This window comes from Demequina gelatinilytica (assembly GCF_000971115.1).
GTDB classification, from domain to species: Bacteria; Actinomycetota; Actinomycetes; order Actinomycetales; family Demequinaceae; genus Demequina; species Demequina gelatinilytica.
The window spans coordinates 25289-45747 of sequence record NZ_BBLV01000007.1; the positions used below are offsets into that span (position 1 = coordinate 25289).

At 71.7% G+C, this 20459-nt stretch carries 19 protein-coding genes; 12 read left to right on the forward strand and 7 right to left on the reverse strand.

Annotated features, from left to right (window positions below; all coding sequences use genetic code 11):
- The first annotated feature begins 13 nt into the window (after positions 1-13).
- Together AOM00_RS07155 and pdxT are read left to right on the forward strand one after the other, a co-directional pair.
- Complete coding sequence (locus tag AOM00_RS07155; protein WP_062517137.1) at positions 14-535, forward strand: NUDIX hydrolase; 522 nt, start codon at positions 14-16, stop codon at positions 533-535.
- Entirely contained in the window at positions 532-1131 is a 600-nt protein-coding gene (pdxT, locus tag AOM00_RS07160) for a pyridoxal 5'-phosphate synthase glutaminase subunit PdxT (protein WP_062517138.1), read from the forward strand. Before AOM00_RS07155 ends, pdxT begins: the two co-directional genes overlap by 4 nt.
- A 105-nt stretch (positions 1132-1236) precedes the next feature.
- Here pdxT and AOM00_RS07165 read toward each other — a convergent pair whose 3' ends face one another.
- Positions 1237-1572, reverse strand: a complete 336-nt coding sequence (locus AOM00_RS07165) for a hypothetical protein (protein WP_062517139.1) — start codon at positions 1570-1572, stop codon at positions 1237-1239.
- 98 nt (positions 1573-1670) lie between these two features.
- On the opposite strand from AOM00_RS07165, the gene AOM00_RS07170 reads away from it, so the two are divergent.
- The 7 genes from AOM00_RS07170 (at position 1671) to AOM00_RS07200 (ending at position 10185) form a co-directional block, all read left to right on the forward strand.
- Positions 1671-2426 carry a YebC/PmpR family DNA-binding transcriptional regulator gene (locus AOM00_RS07170; protein WP_062306123.1) on the forward strand — a complete coding sequence of 252 codons (756 nt, stop codon included), beginning with the start codon at positions 1671-1673 and terminating at the stop codon, positions 2424-2426.
- Between the two features lie 22 nt (positions 2427-2448).
- Positions 2449-3003: a crossover junction endodeoxyribonuclease RuvC gene (gene ruvC, locus AOM00_RS07175; RefSeq protein ID WP_062517140.1), complete on the forward strand. Its 555-nt coding sequence runs from the start codon at positions 2449-2451 to the stop codon at positions 3001-3003.
- A gap of 78 nt (positions 3004-3081) precedes the next feature.
- Positions 3082-3672 carry a Holliday junction branch migration protein RuvA gene (gene ruvA, locus AOM00_RS07180; RefSeq protein ID WP_062517141.1) on the forward strand — a complete coding sequence of 197 codons (591 nt, stop codon included), beginning with the start codon at positions 3082-3084 and terminating at the stop codon, positions 3670-3672.
- Positions 3665-4708, forward strand: coding sequence for a Holliday junction branch migration DNA helicase RuvB (ruvB, locus tag AOM00_RS07185; RefSeq protein WP_062517142.1), 1044 nt, complete (start codon positions 3665-3667; stop codon positions 4706-4708). The genes ruvA and ruvB overlap by 8 nt, the downstream gene beginning before the upstream one ends.
- A gap of 128 nt (positions 4709-4836) precedes the next feature.
- Positions 4837-6702: a protein translocase subunit SecD gene (secD, locus tag AOM00_RS07190; RefSeq protein WP_062517143.1), complete on the forward strand. Its 1866-nt coding sequence runs from the start codon at positions 4837-4839 to the stop codon at positions 6700-6702.
- Positions 6699-7799: a protein translocase subunit SecF gene (secF, locus tag AOM00_RS07195; RefSeq protein ID WP_062517144.1), complete on the forward strand. Its 1101-nt coding sequence runs from the start codon at positions 6699-6701 to the stop codon at positions 7797-7799. The genes secD and secF overlap by 4 nt, the downstream gene beginning before the upstream one ends.
- A 130-nt stretch (positions 7800-7929) precedes the next feature.
- Positions 7930-10185, forward strand: a complete 2256-nt coding sequence (locus AOM00_RS07200) for a RelA/SpoT family protein (protein ID WP_062517145.1) — start codon at positions 7930-7932, stop codon at positions 10183-10185.
- On the opposite strand, the gene AOM00_RS07205 is transcribed toward AOM00_RS07200, so the two are convergent.
- The 3 genes from AOM00_RS07205 to AOM00_RS07215 all read right to left on the reverse strand — a co-directional run bounded on the left by AOM00_RS07205 (position 10163) and on the right by AOM00_RS07215 (position 13261).
- Positions 10163-10699 (reverse strand): hypothetical protein, encoded by a 537-nt coding sequence (locus tag AOM00_RS07205; protein WP_062517146.1) that lies wholly within the window; start codon positions 10697-10699, stop codon positions 10163-10165. The genes AOM00_RS07200 and AOM00_RS07205 overlap by 23 nt on opposite strands.
- 235 nt (positions 10700-10934) lie before the next feature.
- The gene (locus AOM00_RS07210; protein WP_062517147.1) at positions 10935-12425 is read right to left on the reverse strand and encodes a DUF349 domain-containing protein; all 1491 of its coding nucleotides are present in this window, start codon (positions 12423-12425) and stop codon (positions 10935-10937) included.
- Positions 12422-13261 (reverse strand): peptidylprolyl isomerase, encoded by an 840-nt coding sequence (locus AOM00_RS07215; protein ID WP_062517148.1) that lies wholly within the window; start codon positions 13259-13261, stop codon positions 12422-12424. The genes AOM00_RS07210 and AOM00_RS07215 overlap by 4 nt, the downstream gene beginning before the upstream one ends.
- Before the next feature lie 68 nt (positions 13262-13329).
- Here AOM00_RS07215 and hisS point away from each other — a divergent pair, with 68 nt between their 5' ends.
- Positions 13330-14700, forward strand: a complete 1371-nt coding sequence (hisS, locus tag AOM00_RS07220; protein ID WP_062517271.1) for a histidine--tRNA ligase — start codon at positions 13330-13332, stop codon at positions 14698-14700.
- Between the two features lie 57 nt (positions 14701-14757).
- Positions 14758-16527 (forward strand): aspartate--tRNA ligase, encoded by a 1770-nt coding sequence (gene aspS, locus AOM00_RS07225; RefSeq protein WP_062517149.1) that lies wholly within the window; start codon positions 14758-14760, stop codon positions 16525-16527.
- A 73-nt stretch (positions 16528-16600) separates the two neighbouring features.
- Here the strand turns inward: aspS and AOM00_RS07230 are convergent, their stop codons facing one another.
- Positions 16601-17575: an EamA family transporter gene (locus tag AOM00_RS07230; protein ID WP_369345426.1), complete on the reverse strand. Its 975-nt coding sequence runs from the start codon at positions 17573-17575 to the stop codon at positions 16601-16603.
- A gap of 26 nt (positions 17576-17601) precedes the next feature.
- Here AOM00_RS07230 and AOM00_RS07235 point away from each other — a divergent pair, with 26 nt between their 5' ends.
- Positions 17602-18495 carry a LysR family transcriptional regulator gene (locus AOM00_RS07235; RefSeq protein ID WP_062517151.1) on the forward strand — a complete coding sequence of 298 codons (894 nt, stop codon included), beginning with the start codon at positions 17602-17604 and terminating at the stop codon, positions 18493-18495.
- 12 nt (positions 18496-18507) lie between these two features.
- Here the strand turns inward: AOM00_RS07235 and AOM00_RS07240 are convergent, their stop codons facing one another.
- Positions 18508-19824, reverse strand: coding sequence for an MFS transporter (locus AOM00_RS07240; protein WP_062517152.1), 1317 nt, complete (start codon positions 19822-19824; stop codon positions 18508-18510).
- Positions 19821-20423, reverse strand: a complete 603-nt coding sequence (locus AOM00_RS07245) for an ArsR/SmtB family transcription factor (RefSeq protein ID WP_062517153.1) — start codon at positions 20421-20423, stop codon at positions 19821-19823. Before AOM00_RS07245 ends, AOM00_RS07240 begins: the two co-directional genes overlap by 4 nt.
- Between the last annotated feature and the right edge of the window lie 36 nt (positions 20424-20459).

The following is a 20459-nucleotide window of genomic DNA, read 5'->3' on the forward strand; positions in this document are numbered from 1 at the left end:
GAGCAACGCACGCATGGGCGCCGCGTCGGGGGATCGGATCCACCGTCGCGGCGCCCGCGTGCTGCTCGTCGACCACACGGGCGACGAGCCTCGCCTCCTCATGGTGAGGGGGCACGATCCCCACGCGACCGAGCGCTACTTCTGGTTCACGCCAGGCGGCGGGCTCGAGGCGGGGGAGACGATGCGGGACGCGGCTGTCCGCGAGCTGGCCGAGGAGACGGGGCATGTCCTCGAGACCCATGAGCTGGTCGGGCCGGTGTGGCGCCGCACGGCGGTCTTCGACTTCGCGTCGAGGCCGTACACGCAGTTCGAGGAGATCTTCGTAGGCCAGCTGTCGCATGCCGAGACGCGTGCGCGGACGGCCGCGGAATGGACGGCGGTCGAGGTCGAGACCATCGACGAGGTCGCCTGGCTCACCGAGCGCGAGCTGCGGGAAGCACCCATCGAGGTGTTCCCCGCGCCGCTCAGGGAGAGCTGGGCGTGGTTCCTCGCATGGGACGGCGTCACCAGGGATCTGGGAGAGGTGGACGAATGAGCACCGTCGGTGTGCTGGCCCTGCAGGGGGACGTGCGTGAGCACCTTGCCGCGGCGACGCGCGTGGGCGCGACCGCGGTGGGGGTGCGGCGCCTCGCCGAGCTCGAGGCGGTCGATGCGCTCATCATCCCCGGCGGCGAGTCGACCACCATCGACAAGCTGCTCCGCGCCTTCGACCTGTTCCAGCCGCTGAAGGACCGCATCCATGCCGGCATGCCCGTGATGGGTTCGTGCGCCGGGATGATCATGCTCGCGACGGACCTGGTAGGCGGCATCCACGACCAGCAGAGCCTCGCGGCGATCCCCATGACGGTGCGCCGCAACGCCTTCGGCCGGCAGGTCGACTCGGCGGAGACCGAGCTGGTGTGGGAGCCCGACGGCTCCGCCATGCACGCGACGTTCATCCGTGCGCCATGGGTCGAGTCCTGCGCGCCCGCCGTCGAGGTCCTCGCGACGGCCGAGGGGCCCGACGGATCGCGCCACCCGGTGGCCGTGCGTCATGGCAACGCGATCGCGACCAGCTTCCACCCGGAGATCGCCGCCCCGGGCGCCGCCCACGACGACCGCGTGCACCGCCTGCTGCTCGATCTGGTCTGAACCGGCGCCTCCATTCCGCCGCGCAAGCGCTTACCCCGCGCCAGAGTGCCCGGTTCTGCGTGAAAGCGTGCACTCTGACGCGGGATCGAGGCTCGACGTCCCGTCTCAGCCCTCGATGCCGGGCGGCTCCTCGCCGGTGACGCCGTCGATCACCTGATGACCACCCAGGTCGGAGCCGAGCTCGACCTCGAGCACGTCCTGACAGGCGGGGCCGGGGTCGAGCGACGTCGAGGTCACCGTGATGGTCACCGCGGTCTCCGTCTCGACCACCTCGGCCACGGGGCCGCCGTTGCAGGTGTCGATGTGCAGGATCTGCACGTCGCCGGCGTTGGACCACCCCACGATCGGCACGGGCCCGCGCACCTCGGTCGGCTCGGCCGTCCCGCATGCGGCTGCGACGAGCACGGACCCGAGCAGGAGGATCACGCGAGGCAGCGTCATGGCTGGACGCTACCGCGCCCGGCCTGCCGCCGCATCGTCCCTCACCGCTGGCACTACACTGGACGGGATTCCAGACCGACATTCGACGAGGAGCACACGTGTCCGGGCATTCCAAGTGGGCGACGACCAAGCACAAGAAGGCCGCGATCGACGCCAAGCGCGGCAAGCTGTTCGCCAAGCTCATCAAGAACATCGAGGTCGCGGCGCGTGTGGGCGGCGGCGACCCCGCCGGGAACCCGACGCTGTTCGACGCGATCCAGAAGGCCAAGAAGTCGTCCGTCCCCAACGACAACATCGACCGCGCCGTCAAGCGCGGCTCCGGTGAGGACGCGGACGGCGTCAACTACGAGACGATCATGTACGAGGGCTACGGCCCGAACGGCGTCGCGATCCTCATCGAGTGCCTCACGGACAACCGCAACCGTGCGGCGACCGAGGTGCGCGTCGCGCTCACCCGCAACAACGGCACGCTCGCGGACCCGGGCTCGGTGTCCTACCTGTTCTCGCGCAAGGGCCAGGTGATCGTGTCCAGCGAGGGCGACGTCACCGAGGACGCGCTCATGGAGGCGACCCTCGAGGCGGGCGCGGAGGAGATCAACGACCTCGGCGACGTGTTCGAGATCATCTCCGAGGCGACCGACTTCGTCGCCGTGCGCAGCGCGCTGCAGGAGGCGGGCATCGACTACGAGAGCGCCGAGGCGACGTTCATGCCCTCGATGAAGGTCGAGCTCGACGTCGACGGAGCACGCAAGATGCTGCGCCTCATCGACGCCCTCGAGGACTCGGACGACGTCCAGAACGTCTACGCGAACTTCGACGCGTCGGACGAGGTGCTCGAGGCCGCGCAGGCCTGACGGCCCCGACGGCGGACGGACGATGCGCATCCTGGGGGTCGACCCCGGCCTCACCAGGTGCGGCATCGGCGTGGTCGAGTCCGGCGCGGCGCGCCGGGTGACCATGCTCGACGTCCGCGTCGCGACGTCCCCATCGACCCACGAGACCCCGAGGCGTCTCGCTCAGATCGCGACGGTCCTCGAGGCCATGCTCGACGAGCATCGGCCCGAAGCCGTCGCGATGGAGCGCATCTTCGCGCGCTCCGACGTCTCCACCATCATGGGCACCGCCCAGGTCTCGGGCGTCATCATGCTCGCGGCCGAGCGCCGCGGGCTGCCGCTCACGCTGTACACGCCGTCCGAGGTCAAGGCCGCGGTCACAGGCAACGGTCGTGCCGACAAGGCGCAGGTGACGTTCATGGTGACGCGCCTGCTGGGGCTCGACGAGGCCCCGCGTCCGGCCGACGCGGCGGACGCCCTCGCGATCGCGATCGCGCACGCGTGGAAGGGCGGCGCGGCGCCGACGGGCTCGGCGGCCACCACCCTGGCGCAGCGGCGCTGGGCGGAGGCGGAGAAGGCGGCGCGGCGGCGCGGTTGAGACACGCCCGTCCTCCCGTGGGGGAGACGTCGCACCCATCGGCTAGCCTGTTCGCACAGGTGTTCGAAAGGGGCTCGCGTGATCGCACTGCTCAGGGGGACCGTCGCGCATGCCGGCGCGACCGCTCTGGTCCTCGATGTCGCCGGTGTGGGCTATCGCGTGCTCGCGACGCCCGCGGCGCTCGCCGAGCTGCGCACGGGCCAGGAGGCCACGCTGCACACCCACATGGTGGTGCGCGAGGACTCGATGACGCTGTTCGGCTTCCTCACGGCGGGGGAGCGGGACACCTTCGAGCAGCTGCAGAGCGTCCAGGGTGTGGGCGCGAAGCTCGCCCTCGCGATGCTCGCCGTGCACTCGCCGGAGGCGCTCGCCGGCGCGGTCGCCGCGGGCGACCAGAAGGCGCTCACCAGGGTTCCCGGCATCGGCCCCAAGGTCGCGTCGAGGCTGCTGCTCGAGCTGGGAGGCAAGCTGGTGCTCCCGGACGATGCCCCTGGCGCGCCTGCCGCGGACGCTCGCGGCGAGGTGGTCGAGGCGCTCGTGGGCCTCGGCTATCCGCTCAAGACGGCGCAGGCGGCGGTCGATGCCGTCGCCCCCGACGCGGTCGAGGCCACGGCGACCGGCACCACGCTGCGGGCGGCGCTCAAGCACCTCGGAGGCACGCGTGGATGACGAGGCCCGCGTGGTGAGCCCCGACGCGGACGCGATCGAGCGCTCCAACGAGGCCGCGCTGCGGCCCTCCAACCTCGACGAGTTCGTCGGCCAGCGCGTGGTGCGCGAGCAGCTGTCGCTGGTGCTGAGCGCGGCCACGGGCCGCGGCACGCCTCCCGACCACGTGCTGCTGTCGGGCCCGCCCGGACTGGGCAAGACGACCCTCGCGATGATCATCGCGCAGGAGCTCGGGAGCACGCTGAGGCTCACCTCGGGCCCGGCGATCCAGCACGCGGGCGACCTCGCAGCCATCCTGTCCTCGCTCGACGAGGGCGACGTGCTCTTCCTCGACGAGATCCACCGGCTCGCCAGGCCCGCCGAGGAGATGCTCTACCTCGCGATGGAGGACTTCCGCGTGGACGTGGTGGTCGGCAAGGGCGCGGGCGCGACGTCCATCCCGCTGAGCCTGCCGCCCTTCACCGTGGTCGGGGCGACCACGCGCGCCGGCCTGCTCCCGGCGCCGCTGCGCGACCGCTTCGGGTTCACCGGGCACCTCGACTTCTACGAGACGCACGAGCTCAAGGCCATCGTGGTCCGTTCCGCCGGGCGCCTCGGCGTGTCGATCTCGCACGACGCGGCGCACGAGATCGCCTCGCGTTCGCGCGGCACCCCGCGCATCGCGAACCGCCTGCTGCGGCGGGTGCGCGACTGGGCCCAGGTGCACGGCTCGGGCCGCGCCGACATGGTCGCGGCGCGCGAGGCGCTCGCCGTCTACGAGGTGGACGAGCTCGGCCTCGACAGGCTCGACCGCGCGGTGCTCCGGGCGCTGTGCACGCGCTTCGCGGGCGGCCCGGTAGGCCTGTCCACGCTCGCGGTGACGGTGGGCGAGGAGACCGAGACGGTCGAGACCGTGGCCGAGCCCTTCCTGGTGCGCGAGGGCCTCATGTCCCGCACCCCGCGCGGGCGCATCGCCACCGCGGACGCGTGGCGGCACCTGGGCCTCACCCCGCCGGCCGATGCGATCGGCGGCGAGGCCGGCGGGCGCCTCTTCGACTGAATCGGGCGGCGCGCGTGGCCCTGTGCAAGCGTCGTTCGGGACGACACCGCGTGCCGTGTTCGACTGAGGGCCCCGGACCCGCCTAGAATCGCCCGGGGCTCAAGCGAGCCGAGACCGTGAGGAATCCTGTGGCACGTGTGAAGAACGAGGCGCGTCGTGCGCTGACCTGGCTGGGCGCGATCGTCGTCGGCCTCTATGGACTGTTGGCCGTCGGAGTGGTGACGGGCGGTGCGTCCTGGACGCCCGACCTCGCGCTCGACCTCGCAGGCGGACGCGAGATCGTGCTCGCGCCCGTGCTGAACGAGGGCAGCGACGAGACGATCACCCAGACCGACCTCGACCAGGCCGTCGAGATCATCCGCCGACGCATCGACGCGTCCGGTGTCGCCGAGGCGGAGATCAGCACGCAGGGCCAGAACATCGTGGTCGCGCTCCCGGGCAACCCGTCGGAGGAGACGGTCGACCTGGTGCGCCAGAGCGCGCAGCTCCAGTTCCGCCCGGTGCTCGAGATCGGGTACAGCGACCTCACCGCCGACACGTCGGCCACGCCGGAGCCCAGCGCGACCGCGTCGGACGAGGCGACGGACGAGGCGACCGCCGAGGCCACGGCCGAGCCGTCCGCCGAGGCGAGCGCGGTGGCCGGCACGAGCGACGAGGCCACCCCGGAGCCCTCCGCATCGGCGTCCGCCTCGGGCGAGGCGACCGCCGAGCCGTCGACCGAGGCCTCCGCCGCCCCCGCCGAGGGCACCGACGCCTCGTCGCTCGAGTGGATCACCGACGACGTCCGGGCCAAGTACGACGCGCTCGACTGCAACGACCCCGCGAACCTCGCAGGTGTGACGCCCGGCGACCCGGCGACGGCCGATGCGGTCTGCGACCAGGACGGCTACGTCAAGTACCTCCTCGGTCCGGTCGAGATGGACGGCACCGATATCGCGACGGCGACCTCGGGGCCCGAGTACAACTCGCAGGGCAACCTCACGGGCCGCTACGAGGTCCGCATGGAGTTCACGAGCGACGGAGGCGACACCTTCGCCGGCATCACCGGCCGCATCAAGGACCTCGAGTCGCCGCGCGACCAGTTCGCGATGGTGCTCGACGGCGTCGTGATCTCTGCGCCCTCGGTCTCCACGACCATCACGGGCGGCCAGGCGTCGATCACCGGTGACGGCATCACGCAGGAGTCCGCCGCGCAGCTGGCCAACCAGCTGAAGTTCGGCGCGCTGCCTATGACGCTCGAGGTGCAGTCGGAGCAGCAGATCTCCGCGACGCTCGGCGCCGACCAGCTCCAGAAGGGCCTCATCGCGGGCCTCATCGGTCTGGTGCTCGTGGTGATCTACTCGCTGATCCAGTACCGCGCGCTCGGCCTGGTGACCGTCGGATCGCTGGTGATCGCCGGTGCGGTCACCTACGGCCTCATCGCGGTCCTGTCGTGGACCATCGGCTACCGCCTCTCGCTCGCCGGTGTGGCGGGCCTCATCGTGGCGATCGGTGTGACCGCGGACTCGTTCATCGTCTACTTCGAGCGCGTGCGTGACGAGCTGCGCGAGGGGCGCAGCCTCCAGTCGGCGATCGATCACGGCTGGCGCCGGGCCCGCCGCACCATCCTCGCGTCCGATGCGATCAACATCCTCGCGGCCGTGGTGCTCTACGTGCTCGCGGTGGGCGGCGTCCGTGGCTTCGCCTTCACGCTGGGCCTCACCACGCTCGTGGACATCCTCGTGGTGTTCCTCTTCACCCACCCGGTGCTCATGCTGCTCGGCAAGAGGCGGTTCTTCGCGACGGGCCACCCGTGGTCCGGGCTCGACCCGCGTCAGCTGGGCCGCGACACGATGTACAAGGGTCGGGGTCGCGTGGTCCGCCCCGACCAGCCGACGCTCGCCGAGCGCAAGGCCGCTGCGGCGATCGCCGCAGCCAAGGGCGATGCCCCGGAGGTCGATGCGGACGATGCCGAGCCGGCCGACGCCAGCCCCGCGGGGGAGGAGAACCGATGAAGCTCAACCTGGCGCAGTGGGGCAACAAGCTCCACTCGGGTGAGAAGACCTACCCGATCGTCCAGCAGCGGGGGCGCTGGTTCCTGGTCTCCGGCGTGCTCGTCGCGCTGTCGCTGCTGCTCCTGTTCACCAAGGGCATCAACGCGGGCATCGACTTCACGGGCGGCACCGAGTTCCGCGTGACCGACACCGCGATCACGGAGCCCGAGGAGGCCCGCGCGGTCATCGAGGAGCTCGCCCCTGGTGAGACGGCCCGCGTCACCATCCTGGGCGAGAACGACATCCGCATCCAGATCGGTGTGCTCGACGAGGACACGGCGACCGAGACCGCCCGCGAGATCACCACGCAGCTCGCGGAGGCGTACGACGTCCCCGAGTCGCAGGTGAGCTTCACGCAGATCGGTCCCACGTGGGGCGCCTCGGTGGGCAAGGCCGCGGTGCAGTCGCTCGTGGTGTTCCTGGTGCTCGTGTCGATCGTCATGGCGCTGTACTTCCGCGCATGGCGCATGTCCGCCGCGGCGCTCGTCGCGTTGGCGCACGACCTCATCATCACGGTGGGCGTCTACGCCGCGACCGGCATCGAGGTGACGCCGGCGTCCGTGATCGGATTCCTCACCATCCTGGGCTACTCGCTCTACGACACGGTCGTGGTGTTCGACAAGGTCCGCGAGAACACCGCGAACCTCACGTCGCAGCACCGCTACACGTACGACGAGCTCGCGAACCTCGGTCTCAACCAGACCCTCGTGCGCTCGATCAACACGTCCGTGGTGGCCCTGCTGCCCGTGAGCGCGATCCTCTTCATCGGCTCGTTCCTGCTCGGCGCGGGCACCCTGCTCGACATCTCGCTCGCGCTGTTCGTGGGCATGGCGGTCGGCACGTACTCGTCGATCTTCGTCGCGACGCCGGTCGAGGTCGCGCTGCGCGACCGCGAGGAGCGCATCGCCTCGCACACCGCCAAGGTGCTCGAGATGCGCGCGTCCGGCGAGACCGATGTCGCGATCTCCGAGGACGGAGAGGTCCGGGTGGGCGCCGTGAACAAGGGCAGCCACCAGGGCACGGCGGCGCAGCCCAAGCGCAAGAACCGCAAGCACTGACGGGACCCGTCCCGAGGGGGACGATGCGCGAAGGCCTTTCGCGCATCGTCCCCCTCGTGCTTTACCAGGGAGAGCACTCAGGACGTCCGGGCGCGGATAGACTGTCGGTCTACCAGCCACGGAGGTGCGTGTGACGGAGACCCGTCCCTCGACCGGGACGCTCGGGCTCGGGTTCCTCCGCCGGGGGAGCCGGGAGTCGAGCGCGATCGACGGCGTGCTCGACACGTATCGGCGCATGTACCCGCGCGGACGGACCGGCCTGATCGAGCGCGCCTACAAGGTGGCCGAGGAGGCGCACCGCGAGCAGAAGCGCAAGAGCGGCGAGCCGTACATCACCCACCCCATCGCGGTCGCGCAGATCATCGCGGATCTGGGCATGCCGGACTCGGTGATCGCCGCGGCGCTGCTCCACGACGTCGTCGAGGACACGGACTACCCGCTCGAGCGCATGGAGGCCGAGTTCGGCGGCGAGGTCGCGATGATCGTCGACGGCGTCACCAAGCTCGACAAGGTCAAGTACGGCGACGCGGCCCAGGCCGAGACGGTCCGCAAGATGGTCGTGGCGATGGCCAAGGACATCCGCGTGCTGCTGCTCAAGCTGTGCGACCGGCTTCACAACGCGCGCACGTGGAAGTACGTGGCGCCCGAGTCCGCGCGCAAGAAGGCGCAGGAGACGCTCGAGATCTACGCGCCGCTCGCGCACCGCATGGGGCTCAACGCGATCAAGTGGGAGCTCGAGGACCTCAGCTTCCAGACGCTGTACCCGAAGATCTACCAGGAGATCGTCGACGTCGTCACCGACCGGGCGCCCGAGCGCGAGAAGTACCTCGCGCAGGTGCGGGCGGAGATCGAGAAGGACCTGCGCGGCATGCGCATCAAGGCGGAGATCACGGGCCGTCCCAAGCACTACTACTCCGTGTACCAGAAGATGATCGTGCGGGGCCGCGACCTCAACGACATCTACGACCTCGTGGGGATCCGCATCCTGGTCGAGACCGTGCGCGACTGCTACGCGGTCCTGGGTGCGATGCACGCCCGGTACCAGCCCGTCCCGGGCCGGTTCAAGGACTACATCGCGATGCCCAAGTTCAACCTCTACCAGTCGCTGCACACCACGGTGATCGGTCCCACGGGCAAGCCCGTCGAGCTGCAGATCCGCACCTACGACATGCACCGCCGGGCCGAGTACGGCCTCGCGGCGCATTGGCGCTACAAGGAGAACGCGAAGACCGGCGAGCAGTCGCGTGGCAGCCAGGGCGACATGGGCTGGCTGCGTCAGATCGCCGACTGGCAGCAGGAGACGGCCGACCCGACCGAGTTCCTCGACAGCCTGCGCGGCGAGATCTCGCGGGCCGAGGTCTACGTGTTCACGCCGCGCGGCAAGCTCCTGTCGCTGCCCCAGGGCGCGACCCCCGTGGACTTCGCCTACGCGGTCCACACCGAGGTGGGCCACAAGACCATCGGTGCGAAGGTCAACGGCCGGCTGGTCCCGCTCGACTCGACGCTTGAGAACGGCGACACCGTCGAGGTCCTCACCACGTCGGACGAGAACGCCCATCCCAAGCGCGACTGGCTCGAGTTCGTGCAGTCGACCCGCGCCAAGAACAAGATCCGTCAGTGGTTCACGCGCGAGCGCCGCGAGGAGTCGATCGAGACCGGACGCGACATGCTGGCGCGCGCGATCCGTCGCCAGCAGCTGCCCATGCAGCGCCTCATGTCCCGTCCCACGCTCCTCGCGCTCGCCAAGGAGATGCACTACGAGGACGTCGACTCGCTGTACGCCGCGATCGGCGAGCACAAGGAGCAGGCCGCCGATGTGGTCACCCGCATGGTCGAGGCCGTGGGCGGTCAGGAAGGCGCCGACGAGGACCTGACCGAGATCACGCGTCCGGGCCTGCCCGCGCAGCGGACCCCGTCGCGCCGCGGCGATCCCGGCGTCGCGGTCCACGGGCTCACGGATGTGGTGGTCAAGCTCGCGCGGTGCTGCACCCCGGTGCCGGGCGACCCGATCCAGGGCTTCGTCACCCGGGGCTCGGGGGTCTCGGTGCATCGCGCCGACTGCGAGAACCTCGCGCAGCTGAGGACGCAGAACGAGCGCCTCATCGACGTCGAGTGGACGGGCCACAACGCGGGGACCTTCCTGGTGCAGATCGAGGTCGAGGCTCTCGACCGCAACCGGCTGCTCTCGGACGTCACGCAGGTGCTCTCCGACCACCACGTCAACATCCTGTCCGCGAACGTGTCGACCAACCGCGAGCGGGTGGCCATGTCGAGCTTCCAGTTCGAGATGGCCGATCCCTCGCATCTTGGCGCGATCCTCAGCGCGGTGCGGCGCATCGACGGCGTCTACGACGCGCGGAGGGTCACGGGGGCCAAGCGGCCCTGAGGGCGTCGACCAGGGACACGAGCCTCGCGTAGCCGGATCCTGTGCGGGCCTCCCGCGCGAGCTCGGCGGCCAGTGCGGGCGCGCTGAGCCGCCCCGTCGCGAGGCTCGCGCCGACCACGCGCAGCGCCGGATCGGCCGGCTCCCAGCGCAGGGCGTCGAGGCACGAACGCGCCGGCTCGGCGACGCTCAGCCGACCGATGCGCGCGGCGAGAGCGGCGGTGCGGCCCGAGTGGAGCTCGACCAGGCACCCGGCGGGCCGGTAGAGGCCGCGGGCGCCCACCGCATGCCACGTGGCAGGCGGCGAGGGCACCCATCCGTGGACCCACAGCGCTGCGAGCCCCGTCAGCACCGTGTGAGCGGGCACGCGGGCGACGGCCGCGAGGGCGCGCACTCCCCGCGAGTCGGGGATGTCCGGGGCACGCGCCGTGCCCCGCTCGACGGCCACGAGTGCGCCGTCCCGCACCAGCCGCGCGTGGGAGAGCGGCCCGACATCGTCGGGATGCACCAGGATCACCGGTCCAGGGTGCCGTGGGACGGGCCCGAAGCGCGACCGGGCTGTGGACGACCGCCCCGCCCCGCCACACCCCCCGGCTGACAGTTCCAACGGATCTCGCGGCGACACGCCGCCTCGCGACGGGTTACGGGCCGCGACACGCCGACAGACCGGGACCAGCTCCGTTGCGAGTGTCATGGGGCAAGCACGAGCGCCCCGCCACCTCACGGTGACGGGGCGCTCGTGACGGTTGCGGCTAGAGCGACTGGATCTGCTTGAGCCACGCCTTGCGGGCCTCGAGCGACTCCTCGAGCTTCGCGGTGCCCTTGCCCTTGGCCTTGGCCTCCGCGATCTCCGCCTCGAGCGCCTCGATGGCGGACTGCAGCTGCGCGGCCGCGCCCGTGGCACGCGCCTCGAGCTCCGGGTTGCGCGAGTTCCACTCGGCGTCCTCGGCGTCGCGCACGGCCTTCTCGACCACTCCCATGCGCTTGGTCAGGCGCGCGACGTCGGCGCGCGGCACACGGCCGGCCGCCTCGAAGCGGTCCTGGATGGGGCGCAGCGCCTGCTTGGTCGCCGCCAGGTCCTTGATCGGGAGCAGCGCCTCGGCCTCGACCACGGCGGCCTCCTTGGCCTCGACGTTGCCCGACAGGGCCTCGTCCTCCGCATCGGCGGCACCCCGGCGGGCCTCGAAGAAGGCGTCCTGGGCGGCCTGGAACCTCTTCCACAGGGCATCGTCCACCGAGCGGCGGCCGCGGCCAGCGGTGCGCCACTCGTTCATGAGGTCGCGGAAGCCGCGAGCCCCGCGGTCCCAGTCGGTCGTCTGCGAGAGCTCCTCGGCGCGGGCAACCAGGGTCTCCTTGCGGCCGGCGACGTCCGCGTTGGAACGGTCCAGCTCGGCGAAGTGGTGCTTGCGCGCCTTCTCGAAGGCCGACCGCGCATGCGTGAAGCGAGCCCACAGCGCCCGCTCGACGTCCTTGGGGATGCGTGCGCCCGAGCGCTGCGCCTCCTTCCACTGGTCGAGAAGGCCGCGCAGCGTCGCGGTGTCGTTCTTCCAGTGCACCTGGTCCTCGGGCTTGGCGGCCAGGGCCTCGGCGGTGACGACGATCTCCTCGCGCGCGGCGACCGCGGCCTCGCGCGCGACGCGACGCTCCTCCTGGATGCGGGTCCGCACCTCCTCGGCCTCGGCCTTCACGGCGACGTAGCGCTCTCCGAGCGTGTCCAGGTCGCCCACCACGCTCGGGGGCGTGAGGATCGCCTCGATCGCGGCGATCGACTCGTCGATGTCCTTGGGTGCGAGCTCCGCGGAGGCGAGCCTCGCGTGGAAGCGCTCGACCGAGGCCTCGAGCTCGAAGAACGCGTGCGCGTAGGCATGCAGCGCGTCGTCGTCGGCGGCGGGGCCCACCTCGACGCGCTCCTCGGCGACGATCACGTAAGCCTTGCCGTCCTCGACGAGGCCGTGCGCGAGCGCCTCCTCGAAGCGCTCCTCGGGCACCTCGGACGCGACGGGGACGGGCACCACCGTGTGCGTCGCCTGCTTGGCGACCGCGACGGGGGAGGGGGTCTTGAAGGCGCCGGGCTTGGGAGCGCGAGGCTTGGGGGCCTTCGCGGGCTTGGCGGCAGGCGCCTCGGCCTCGGGGGCCGGGGCGGTCTCCTCGGCTGTCACGTCGACAGCGGGCTCGGGGGTGGGCTGGGACTCGGCCGCGGGGGCCTCGGTGTGCGGCGCCGAAGCGTCGGACGACTCGGTCATGAGACGGATACCTCGTTCACGATGACGGACTTGGCCGGGGTGCCATCGGTGTCCCCGGTGATGGTGCCTGCATTGGCAACAGAGACCACCCTATCGGTCCCGGCAGTGAGATGGCCGAGCACGGTGTAGCCGCCGGCCGAGTCGGACGGGATGGTGGAGTCCTCGTAGACGATGAAGAACTGGCTCCCCATCGACTCGCCGTTGTCGCGCACCCGGGCCATGGCGATGGTGCCGGCCGGGTAGACGTCGTCCGCCGGCGCGTTCTCGATGGGGCCGTACCGATAGGCGGGGCCGCCCGTGCCGAGGCCGGTCGGGTCGCCGCACTGCAGCACGTAGATGCCGGCGGTGGTGAGGCGGTGGCAGCCGGTCCCGTCGAAGTAGCCGTCCTCGGCGAGCTTGATGAAGCTCGCGACCGCCTGCGGAGCGGCGGCCCCGTCGAGCTCCATCACCAGCTCGCCCTGGTTGGTGTCCATGGTGACGCTCCACGTGCGGCCCTCGGCGTAGGTCGGGTCCGGCGGCTCCGGGGAGGCGGCCCAGCCCGTCTCGACCTCGACCTCGAAGTCGTCGGAAGCGTCGCTCGAGCCGTCCGACGAGCCGGTCGAGGCGGTCGCGGTCGCCGACGGCGTCGTGACGGGAGCCGCTCCGCTGTCGCCATCGTCGTCCTGGAGGGCGAGCAGCAGCACCGTGAGCCCTCCACCGAGCACGAGCGCGGCCAGCGTGATCACCGCGGTGAGGCGGATGACGTGCTGCTGACGGCGTCGCTTCGCTGCGACGCGCTCCTCGTAGGCGTGCTGGCGCTTGGCCGCCTGAGCCTTGGCCTGCTTCTTGGTGGTCATGCGTGGTTCTCCCGATCGGCGTGGTGCCAGGTCAGTCTAGGGCGGGCCGATGCGGAAGAATGGCGGGCATGGCACGCGTGCAACCCCTCTCCGGATTCCCCGAATGGTCCCCGCAGGAGCGCCTTGTCGAGGCGCATGTGGTCGCGACGCTGCGCGAGGTCTTCGCCCTGCACGGCTTCGGGGAGATCGAGACCCGCGCCGTCGAGCCCGTCGAGCGCCTCGCCGGCGACTCGGACGCCTCCAAGGAGATCTACGCGATCGGGCGCCTCAACGCGGAGGAGGGCGGCGACCGCCGTGCCAAGGAGGCGAAGCTGGGGCTCCACTTCGATCTCACAGTGCCGTTCGCGCGCTACGTCGAGGAGAACCAGGGCCGCCTGCAGTTCCCGTTCCGCCGCTGCCAGATCCAGAAGGTCTGGCGCGGGGAGCGTCCGCAGGAGGGCCGCTTCCGGGAGTTCTACCAGGCCGACATCGACGTGGTCGGGCGGGACACCCTGCCGGAGCACCTCGAGGCCGAGGTCGCGATCGTCATGGCGCGCGCTCTCGCCGCGCTTCCGTTGCCGCCTGCCCGTATGCACCTCAACAACCGAGGCCTGGTCGAGGGCTTCTACCGTGGCGTGGGGATCGGTGACATCGCGGGCGCGCTGCGCAGCGTCGACAAGCTCGACAAGATCGGCCCCGAGGGCGTGCGCGAGGAGCTCCACGGGAAGGGCGTGAGCGCCGAGGCGGTCGACGCGATCCTCGAGCTCGCCGCGATCCAGACCCCCGACGGTTCCTTCGTGGACCTCGTCGAGGCGCTGTGGGACCACAGCCCGATCGTGGAGGACGCGGACGAGGCGCGGGAGCAGTTCGACCGCGGCGCCCGCTCGCTCGCGGTGCTGGTCGACGCGGTCAACGCCGCCGTGCCGGAGACCGCCATCGCGGACCTCCGCATCGCGCGCGGTCTCGACTACTACACGGGCGCGGTCTACGAGACGGTGCTCGAGGGCCACGAGGACCTCGGGTCGATCTGCTCGGGAGGGCGCTACGACTCGCTCGTTGCGGGTGGCGGCTTCCCCGGGGTCGGCATGTCGATCGGCGTCAGCCGCCTGGTGAGCCGCATGCTCGGCGCCGGGATCGCGACGGCCTCGCGCGCCGTGCCGCAGGCCGTGCTGGTCGCCGTGACGGACGAGGAGCACCGCGGTGCGTCGTCTGCGATCGCCGACCGTCTCCGCGCGCGCGGGATCGCGACCGAGGTGTCGCCCAACGCCGCGAAGTTCGGCAAGCAGATCCAGTACGCCGACCGCCGTGGCATCCCGTTCGTGTGGTTCCCGGGAGCGGGTGACGGCTCCTCGCCCGACGGCGAGGTCAAGGACATCCGCTCGGGCGATCAGGCCCCGGCCGATGCCGACACCTGGGCACCCCCGACCGAGGACCTGAAGCCGCGCATCGTCCGCGGCTAGACTGGTACCCGCTCTTCACCCATACGCGCGCACCCTGCGCGAACGAAAGGCACAACCTTGCTCCGCACGCACCTTGCTGGAAACCTGCGCGCCGCCGATGCGGGCGCGACCGTCACCCTCGCCGGGTGGGTGGGCCGTCGCCGCGATCACGGCGGCGTCGCCTTCATCGACCTTCGCGATGCGTCCGGTCTCGCGCAGATCGTGCTGCGGGAGGACATCGCCCACGCGCTGCGCACCGAGTACGTGATCCAGGTCACCGGCGAGGTCCGGCTGCGGCCCGAGGGCTCGGCGAACCCGAACATGGCGTCCGGTGAGATCGAGGTCGACGTCAAGGACGTGACGATCCTCAACGAGTCCGCCCCGACCCCGTTCCCGATCGACGAGCACGTCACGGTCGGCGAGGAGGCGCGTCTCAAGCACCGCTACCTCGACCTGCGTCGCCCGCAGCCGCGCGCGAACATCGTCCTGCGTTCCGAGGTCAACAAGGCCGCGCGCCGCGTGCTCGAGCGTCACGACTTCCTCGAGATCGAGACGCCTACCCTGACCCGCTCGACCCCGGAGGGTGCCCGCGACTTCCTGGTGCCCGCGCGCCTGTCGCCCGGCTCCTGGTACGCCCTCCCGCAGTCGCCCCAGCTGTTCAAGCAGCTGCTCATGGTGTCGGGCATGGAGCGCTATTACCAGATCGCGCGCTGCTACCGCGACGAGGACTTCCGCGCGGACCGCCAGCCCGAGTTCACGCAGCTCGACATCGAGATGAGCTTCGTCGACCAGGACGACGTCATCGCGCTGGGCGAGGAGCTGGTCAAGGAGCTGTGGTCGCTCATCGGCTATGAGGTCTCGCTCCCCATCCCGCGCCTCACGTATGCCGAGGCGATGGCGCGCTTCGGCTCGGACAAGCCCGACCTGCGCTTCGGCCTCGAGCTCACGGAGCTCGCCGAGTACTTCAAGGACACCCCGTTCCGCGTGTTCCAGGCGGAGTACGTGGGTGCGGTCGTCATGCCCGGCGGCGCCTCGCAGCCCCGCAAGGTGCTCGACGCGTGGCAGGAGTGGGCGAAGCAGCGCGGCGCCAAGGGCCTCGCGTACGTGCTGGTGCAGGAGGACGGCACGCTGGGCGGCCCCGTCGCGAAGAACCTGTCGGAGGCCGAGCTGTCGGGCCTCGCGGCTGCCGTCGGTGCGAACCCCGGCGACTGCATCTTCTTCGCCGCCGGCAAGACCGGTCCGTCGCGCGCGCTCCTGGGGGCGGCTCGCAACGAGATCGCCAAGCGGGTCGGCCTGATCGACGAGGACCGCTTCGAGTTCTGCTGGGTGGTCGACGCCCCGCTGTTCAAGCCCGTCGACGTGGACGATGACGACGTCGCCCTGGGGACCTCGGCCTGGACCGCGGTGCACCACGCGTTCACGAGCCCCAAGCCGGAGTTCATGGACACGTTCGACACGGACCCGGGCCCCGCGACGGCGTACGCCTACGACATCGTCTGCAACGGCAACGAGATCGGTGGCGGCTCGATCCGTATCCACCGCCAGGATGTCCAGCAGCGCGTGTTCAACGTCATGGGCATCGGCGCCGAGGAGGCCCAGGAGAAGTTCGGCTTCCTGCTCGACGCCTTCCAGTTCGGCGCCCCGCCGCACGGCGGCATCGCGCTCGGCTGGGACCGCGTGACGGCGCTGCTCGCCAAGGCGGACTCCATCCGCGACGTCATCGCGTTCCCCAAGTCCGGCGGCGGCTACGACCCGCTGACGCAGGCGCCGGCGCCGATCACGCCCGAGCAGCGCGCCGAGGCGGGCGTGGACTTCGTCCCCGAGGAAGAGGAGCCTGCCCAGGCCTGAGCCGGACCGCACGCCTGACGAGGGCGGGATCCCCACCCGGGGTCCCGCCCTCGTCGTGTCCGGCGGGGCTGGTTCAGGCAGGCGGGACGCGCGCGGGCACCGCCGCGTCGGCCGCGACGATGGGGGTCGCCACGGCGCCGGATGCCGGCCGCGAGGCCCACAGCACTCCCGAGACGACCAGCACGCCGCCGACGAGCTCGCCCCAGCCGGGGGCCTCGCCGAGCGCGAGCCATGCGGTGACGATGCCCACCACGGGCACCAGCATCGAGAACGGCGCGACGGTGGAGGCCGGGTACCGGGCCATGAGCCAGACCCAGATGCCGGAGCCTGCGAGCGTCCCCAGCAGGATCGTGTAGGCGAGGCCCACCCACGCGGGGATGGCCGACGCGCCGAGCGACGAGGCGAATGCCTCGCCGATCCGGGCCGGCCCCTCGATCACGAACGACAGCGCGAGCATCGGCAGGGGCGGCACCACCGACATCCAGAGAACCAGGTGCAGGGGCCGTTCGGCCCGCGCCTGGCGGCTCGCGAGATTGCCCAGCGCCCAGCCGAGCGCCCCCAGCAGCACCAGCAGGAACGGTCCCACGGGCGCGGACGCCCCGTAGCTGATGCCCACCGTCGCGAGCCCGGCGACCGCGATCGCGACCCCCGCGATACGACGCGCGCCCAACCGTTCGCGCAGGAGGAGCGCGCCGAGCACCACGGTGAAGGGCGCCGAGGCCTGGAGCACCAGCGAGGCGAGCCCGGTGGGGAAGCCTGCGTGCATGCCCAGGTAGAGGAACAGGAACTGGAACGTCCCGAAGCCGAGGCCGTAGCCCACCAGCCATCGCAGGCGCACGCGGGGTCGCGGCACGAGCAGCACGGTGGGGATCGCGATGAGCGCGAAGCGCAGCGCGACCAGGAGCAGCGGCGGGAAGACCTCGAGCGAGGCGTGGATCGCGAGGAAGTTCACGCCCCACAGGACGGCGACCAGGACGGCGAGGGAGAGGTGGCGCAGCGGCATGCGGCCAGTGTGGGCGCTGAAGCCGTGAAGGACCAGCGAATACATGTGAACAGACTGTTTAGGATGCCTTCATGGAGATCCGTCATCTCGAGCTGCTGCGCGACCTGCGGGAGCGAGGCACGCTGGGCGCCGTCGCCGCCGCGACCTATCGGACGCCGTCCGCGCTGTCCCAGCAGCTCAGGACGGCGGAGCGTGAGCTGGGCGTGGCGCTCGTGGAACCCGCCTCCCGGGGGCTGCGGCTCACGTGGGCCGGTGAGATCCTCGCCGACGGAGCCGACGATGTGCTCGCCGCGCTCGCGCGCGTCGAGGCGTCGCTCGAGGCCGGGCGCGGCGAGCCGAGCGGCACGGTGCGCATCGGGACCCTCCCGAGCGCCGGGGCGGCGCTCATGCCGCGCGTGATGGCGCAGCTCCATGCCAGCCGCCTGCGCATCGTGCTCGAGGACTTCGACCTGGCCGAGGCCGACTATGCGCATCGCACGCTGGATCACGATCTGGTGATCGCCCACAGCCTCGCGGCGGATGTCCCGTCGGGGGCGCAGGGGCTGTTCTCGCAGGTGGTGGCGCGCGAGCCGATCGATGTCGCGGTCCCGGCCGGCCATCCGCTGGCTGCCCGGGAGGCCGTCGGCCCTGCGGATGTCGCGGGCGAGCGCTGGATCGTGGTGCCCCGCGGCTTCCCGTTCGCGACCGTGCACGGGGCGATCGAGGCGGCCACGGGCCGGACCCTCGACCGCGTCGTCGAGATCCGCGACAACCGCCTGGTGGAGTCTCTGGTGTCGCAGGGGCTCGGGATCGGGCTGCTGCCGCGCTTCTCGACGCCGCCGTCGGAGGATTTCCGGCTGGTGCCGCTGACCGGGGTGCACGCCGTGCGTGCGATCGTGGCGATCGGTCGCCCCGACAGGGTGGAGAGACGCGCGGTCCGCGCCGTGCTCGGGCTGCTCGCTGCGGTCGGGGAGGGGCTCGCCTGATCCGCGGGCGCTTCAGCGCGGGGCGGCGTGGTTCGGCTCCTGTACGGCCTCGGCCGCCGCACCCGGTCGGAGACGGCCGAGCGCCGCGCCGCCGGCCGCGAGGGCGGCGCCCGTGAGCCCGAAGCCGACCGCGAGCGAGGTCGCGCCCGTGATGGCGCCGAGCGCGGCCGTGCACACGAGCGCGGCCGACTGGAGAGCCATGGACTGCACCGAGAGCATCGTGGCGCGCTCCCGCGCGCCGACCTCGGCGTGGAGCATGCTCTCCGTGAGGGGTCCGGTGACCCCGAGCAGCAGGTAGAAGGCGACGAACGCCCCGGCTGCGACGCCCGCGAGGGGCGCGGCGACGGCGGCTAGCGCGCATGCGCCACCGATTGCCGCGAACGCCGCGGCGCGCGCGTCGCTCCGAGCGAGGCGCGCGGCCAGGGGGGCGAGAGCACCGCCTGCGGCCGAACCGAGGAAGCCCGCCGTGACAAGAACCGAGTAGGCGCCTGCGGCGTCCGTCTCCCCGCCGAGAAGCGCGGACGCATGCGCGGGAGCCAGCAGCTCGATCCCCGCGAGCGCGACGCCCAGCGCGCCGGTGAAGACCAGCAGCCTGCGTACCGCGCGGGACGCCCCCGCGATCCGGACGCCGCGCGCGACGGTGGCCGGCACGTCTCGCGCTGCGTCGCGGCTGCGGGCGAGGACGCGGGTCGCCCTCCCGGGTGCGCGAGCCGTCGTGCCGGCGTGGGTCGGCGCGTCTTGCACCCATGCGAGGGTGGCGGCGATCTGCACCGCCGAGAGCCCGGCCTTGAGCAGGAACGGCACCGACAGCGCGATGAGCGGGCCACCGGAAGGCGGCAAGGGTGCGATGGTGACGACGGCCCCCGCCGCGATCGCGCCGAGCGCGAGCGACGCCGACTCCGCGACAGCGCTGCGCGAGAGCCCGGGCTTGAGGTCCGCGGCAGGGTCGATGGCGTGCACGCTGTCCACGTACCAGGCCTGGAGGGGCCCCGAGTCGAGCGCTCGGGCAAGGCCGTGGAGCATGAACCCGGCGGCGAACCATGCGGGGGAGGTCGCGAACGCGATGATGATCGACGCCGCGGCCGCGACCACCGACGACCCGATGATGACGCCCCGCCGACCGAGGACGTCGGCGAGGCCCCCGGTCGGGAGCTCGAGCAGGAACGTCGTGGCGCTGTAAAGCGCCGTGAGGAGCCCGATGGTGCCGAGCGACAGGCCGCGCGCGCTCAGGAGCAGCACGAGCAGGGGTGCGGTGATGCCGGTCGGGAGCCATCGCAGCGCTGTGAGCGCGACGAAGCGGCGGCGAAGGTGCCTGAGCTCCGAGGTCACCGGCCCGGAGCCTCTCCGGGATACGCGTAGCCGAAGAAGCGCACGGCGCGTGCGTCGGCGGGACGCGCGTCGGGGTGGTCGTCGCGTTCCGCGTAGGGTGCGAACAGGCCCACCATGGCGTCCTTGAGCGCGACGAGCTCCGAGGGTGACATCCACGCGACCACGTCGGTCGACATGTCGGCCTCGCGCCACTCGCGCGGCTCGTATGCGCGGCGCGCGCGGTAGGCGCGCCACGCCTCGAAGCGGAAGTCCTCGATGACCTGGGACAGGGCCGCAGCGGCGAGCTCGTGCGCCGGCCCGGCCTCGCCGCTGCTGTCCCATGAGATCGCCTCGTCCCGGGCCTTCCATGGACGCTCGCGCCCCACCCCGCCCTCGGCTGGTGCGACGTGCCCGAACTTCGCGAGCTGGCGCAGGTGGTACGAGCAGTTCGCCGGGGTCTGACCCAGGCGCTCGGCGCACTGCGACGCGGTGAGGGGTCCCTCGCAGAGCAGGTCGAGCAGGGCGAAGCGCAGGGGATGGGCGAGCGCACGCAGCTCGCGAGGGTCGGTGATCTCGCGGACGGGCCAGGGGGCCGGCTGATCGCTCTCGGGGGTCGCCATACGGTTGAAAGTACTCTTTCGAAAGAACTGTTGCAA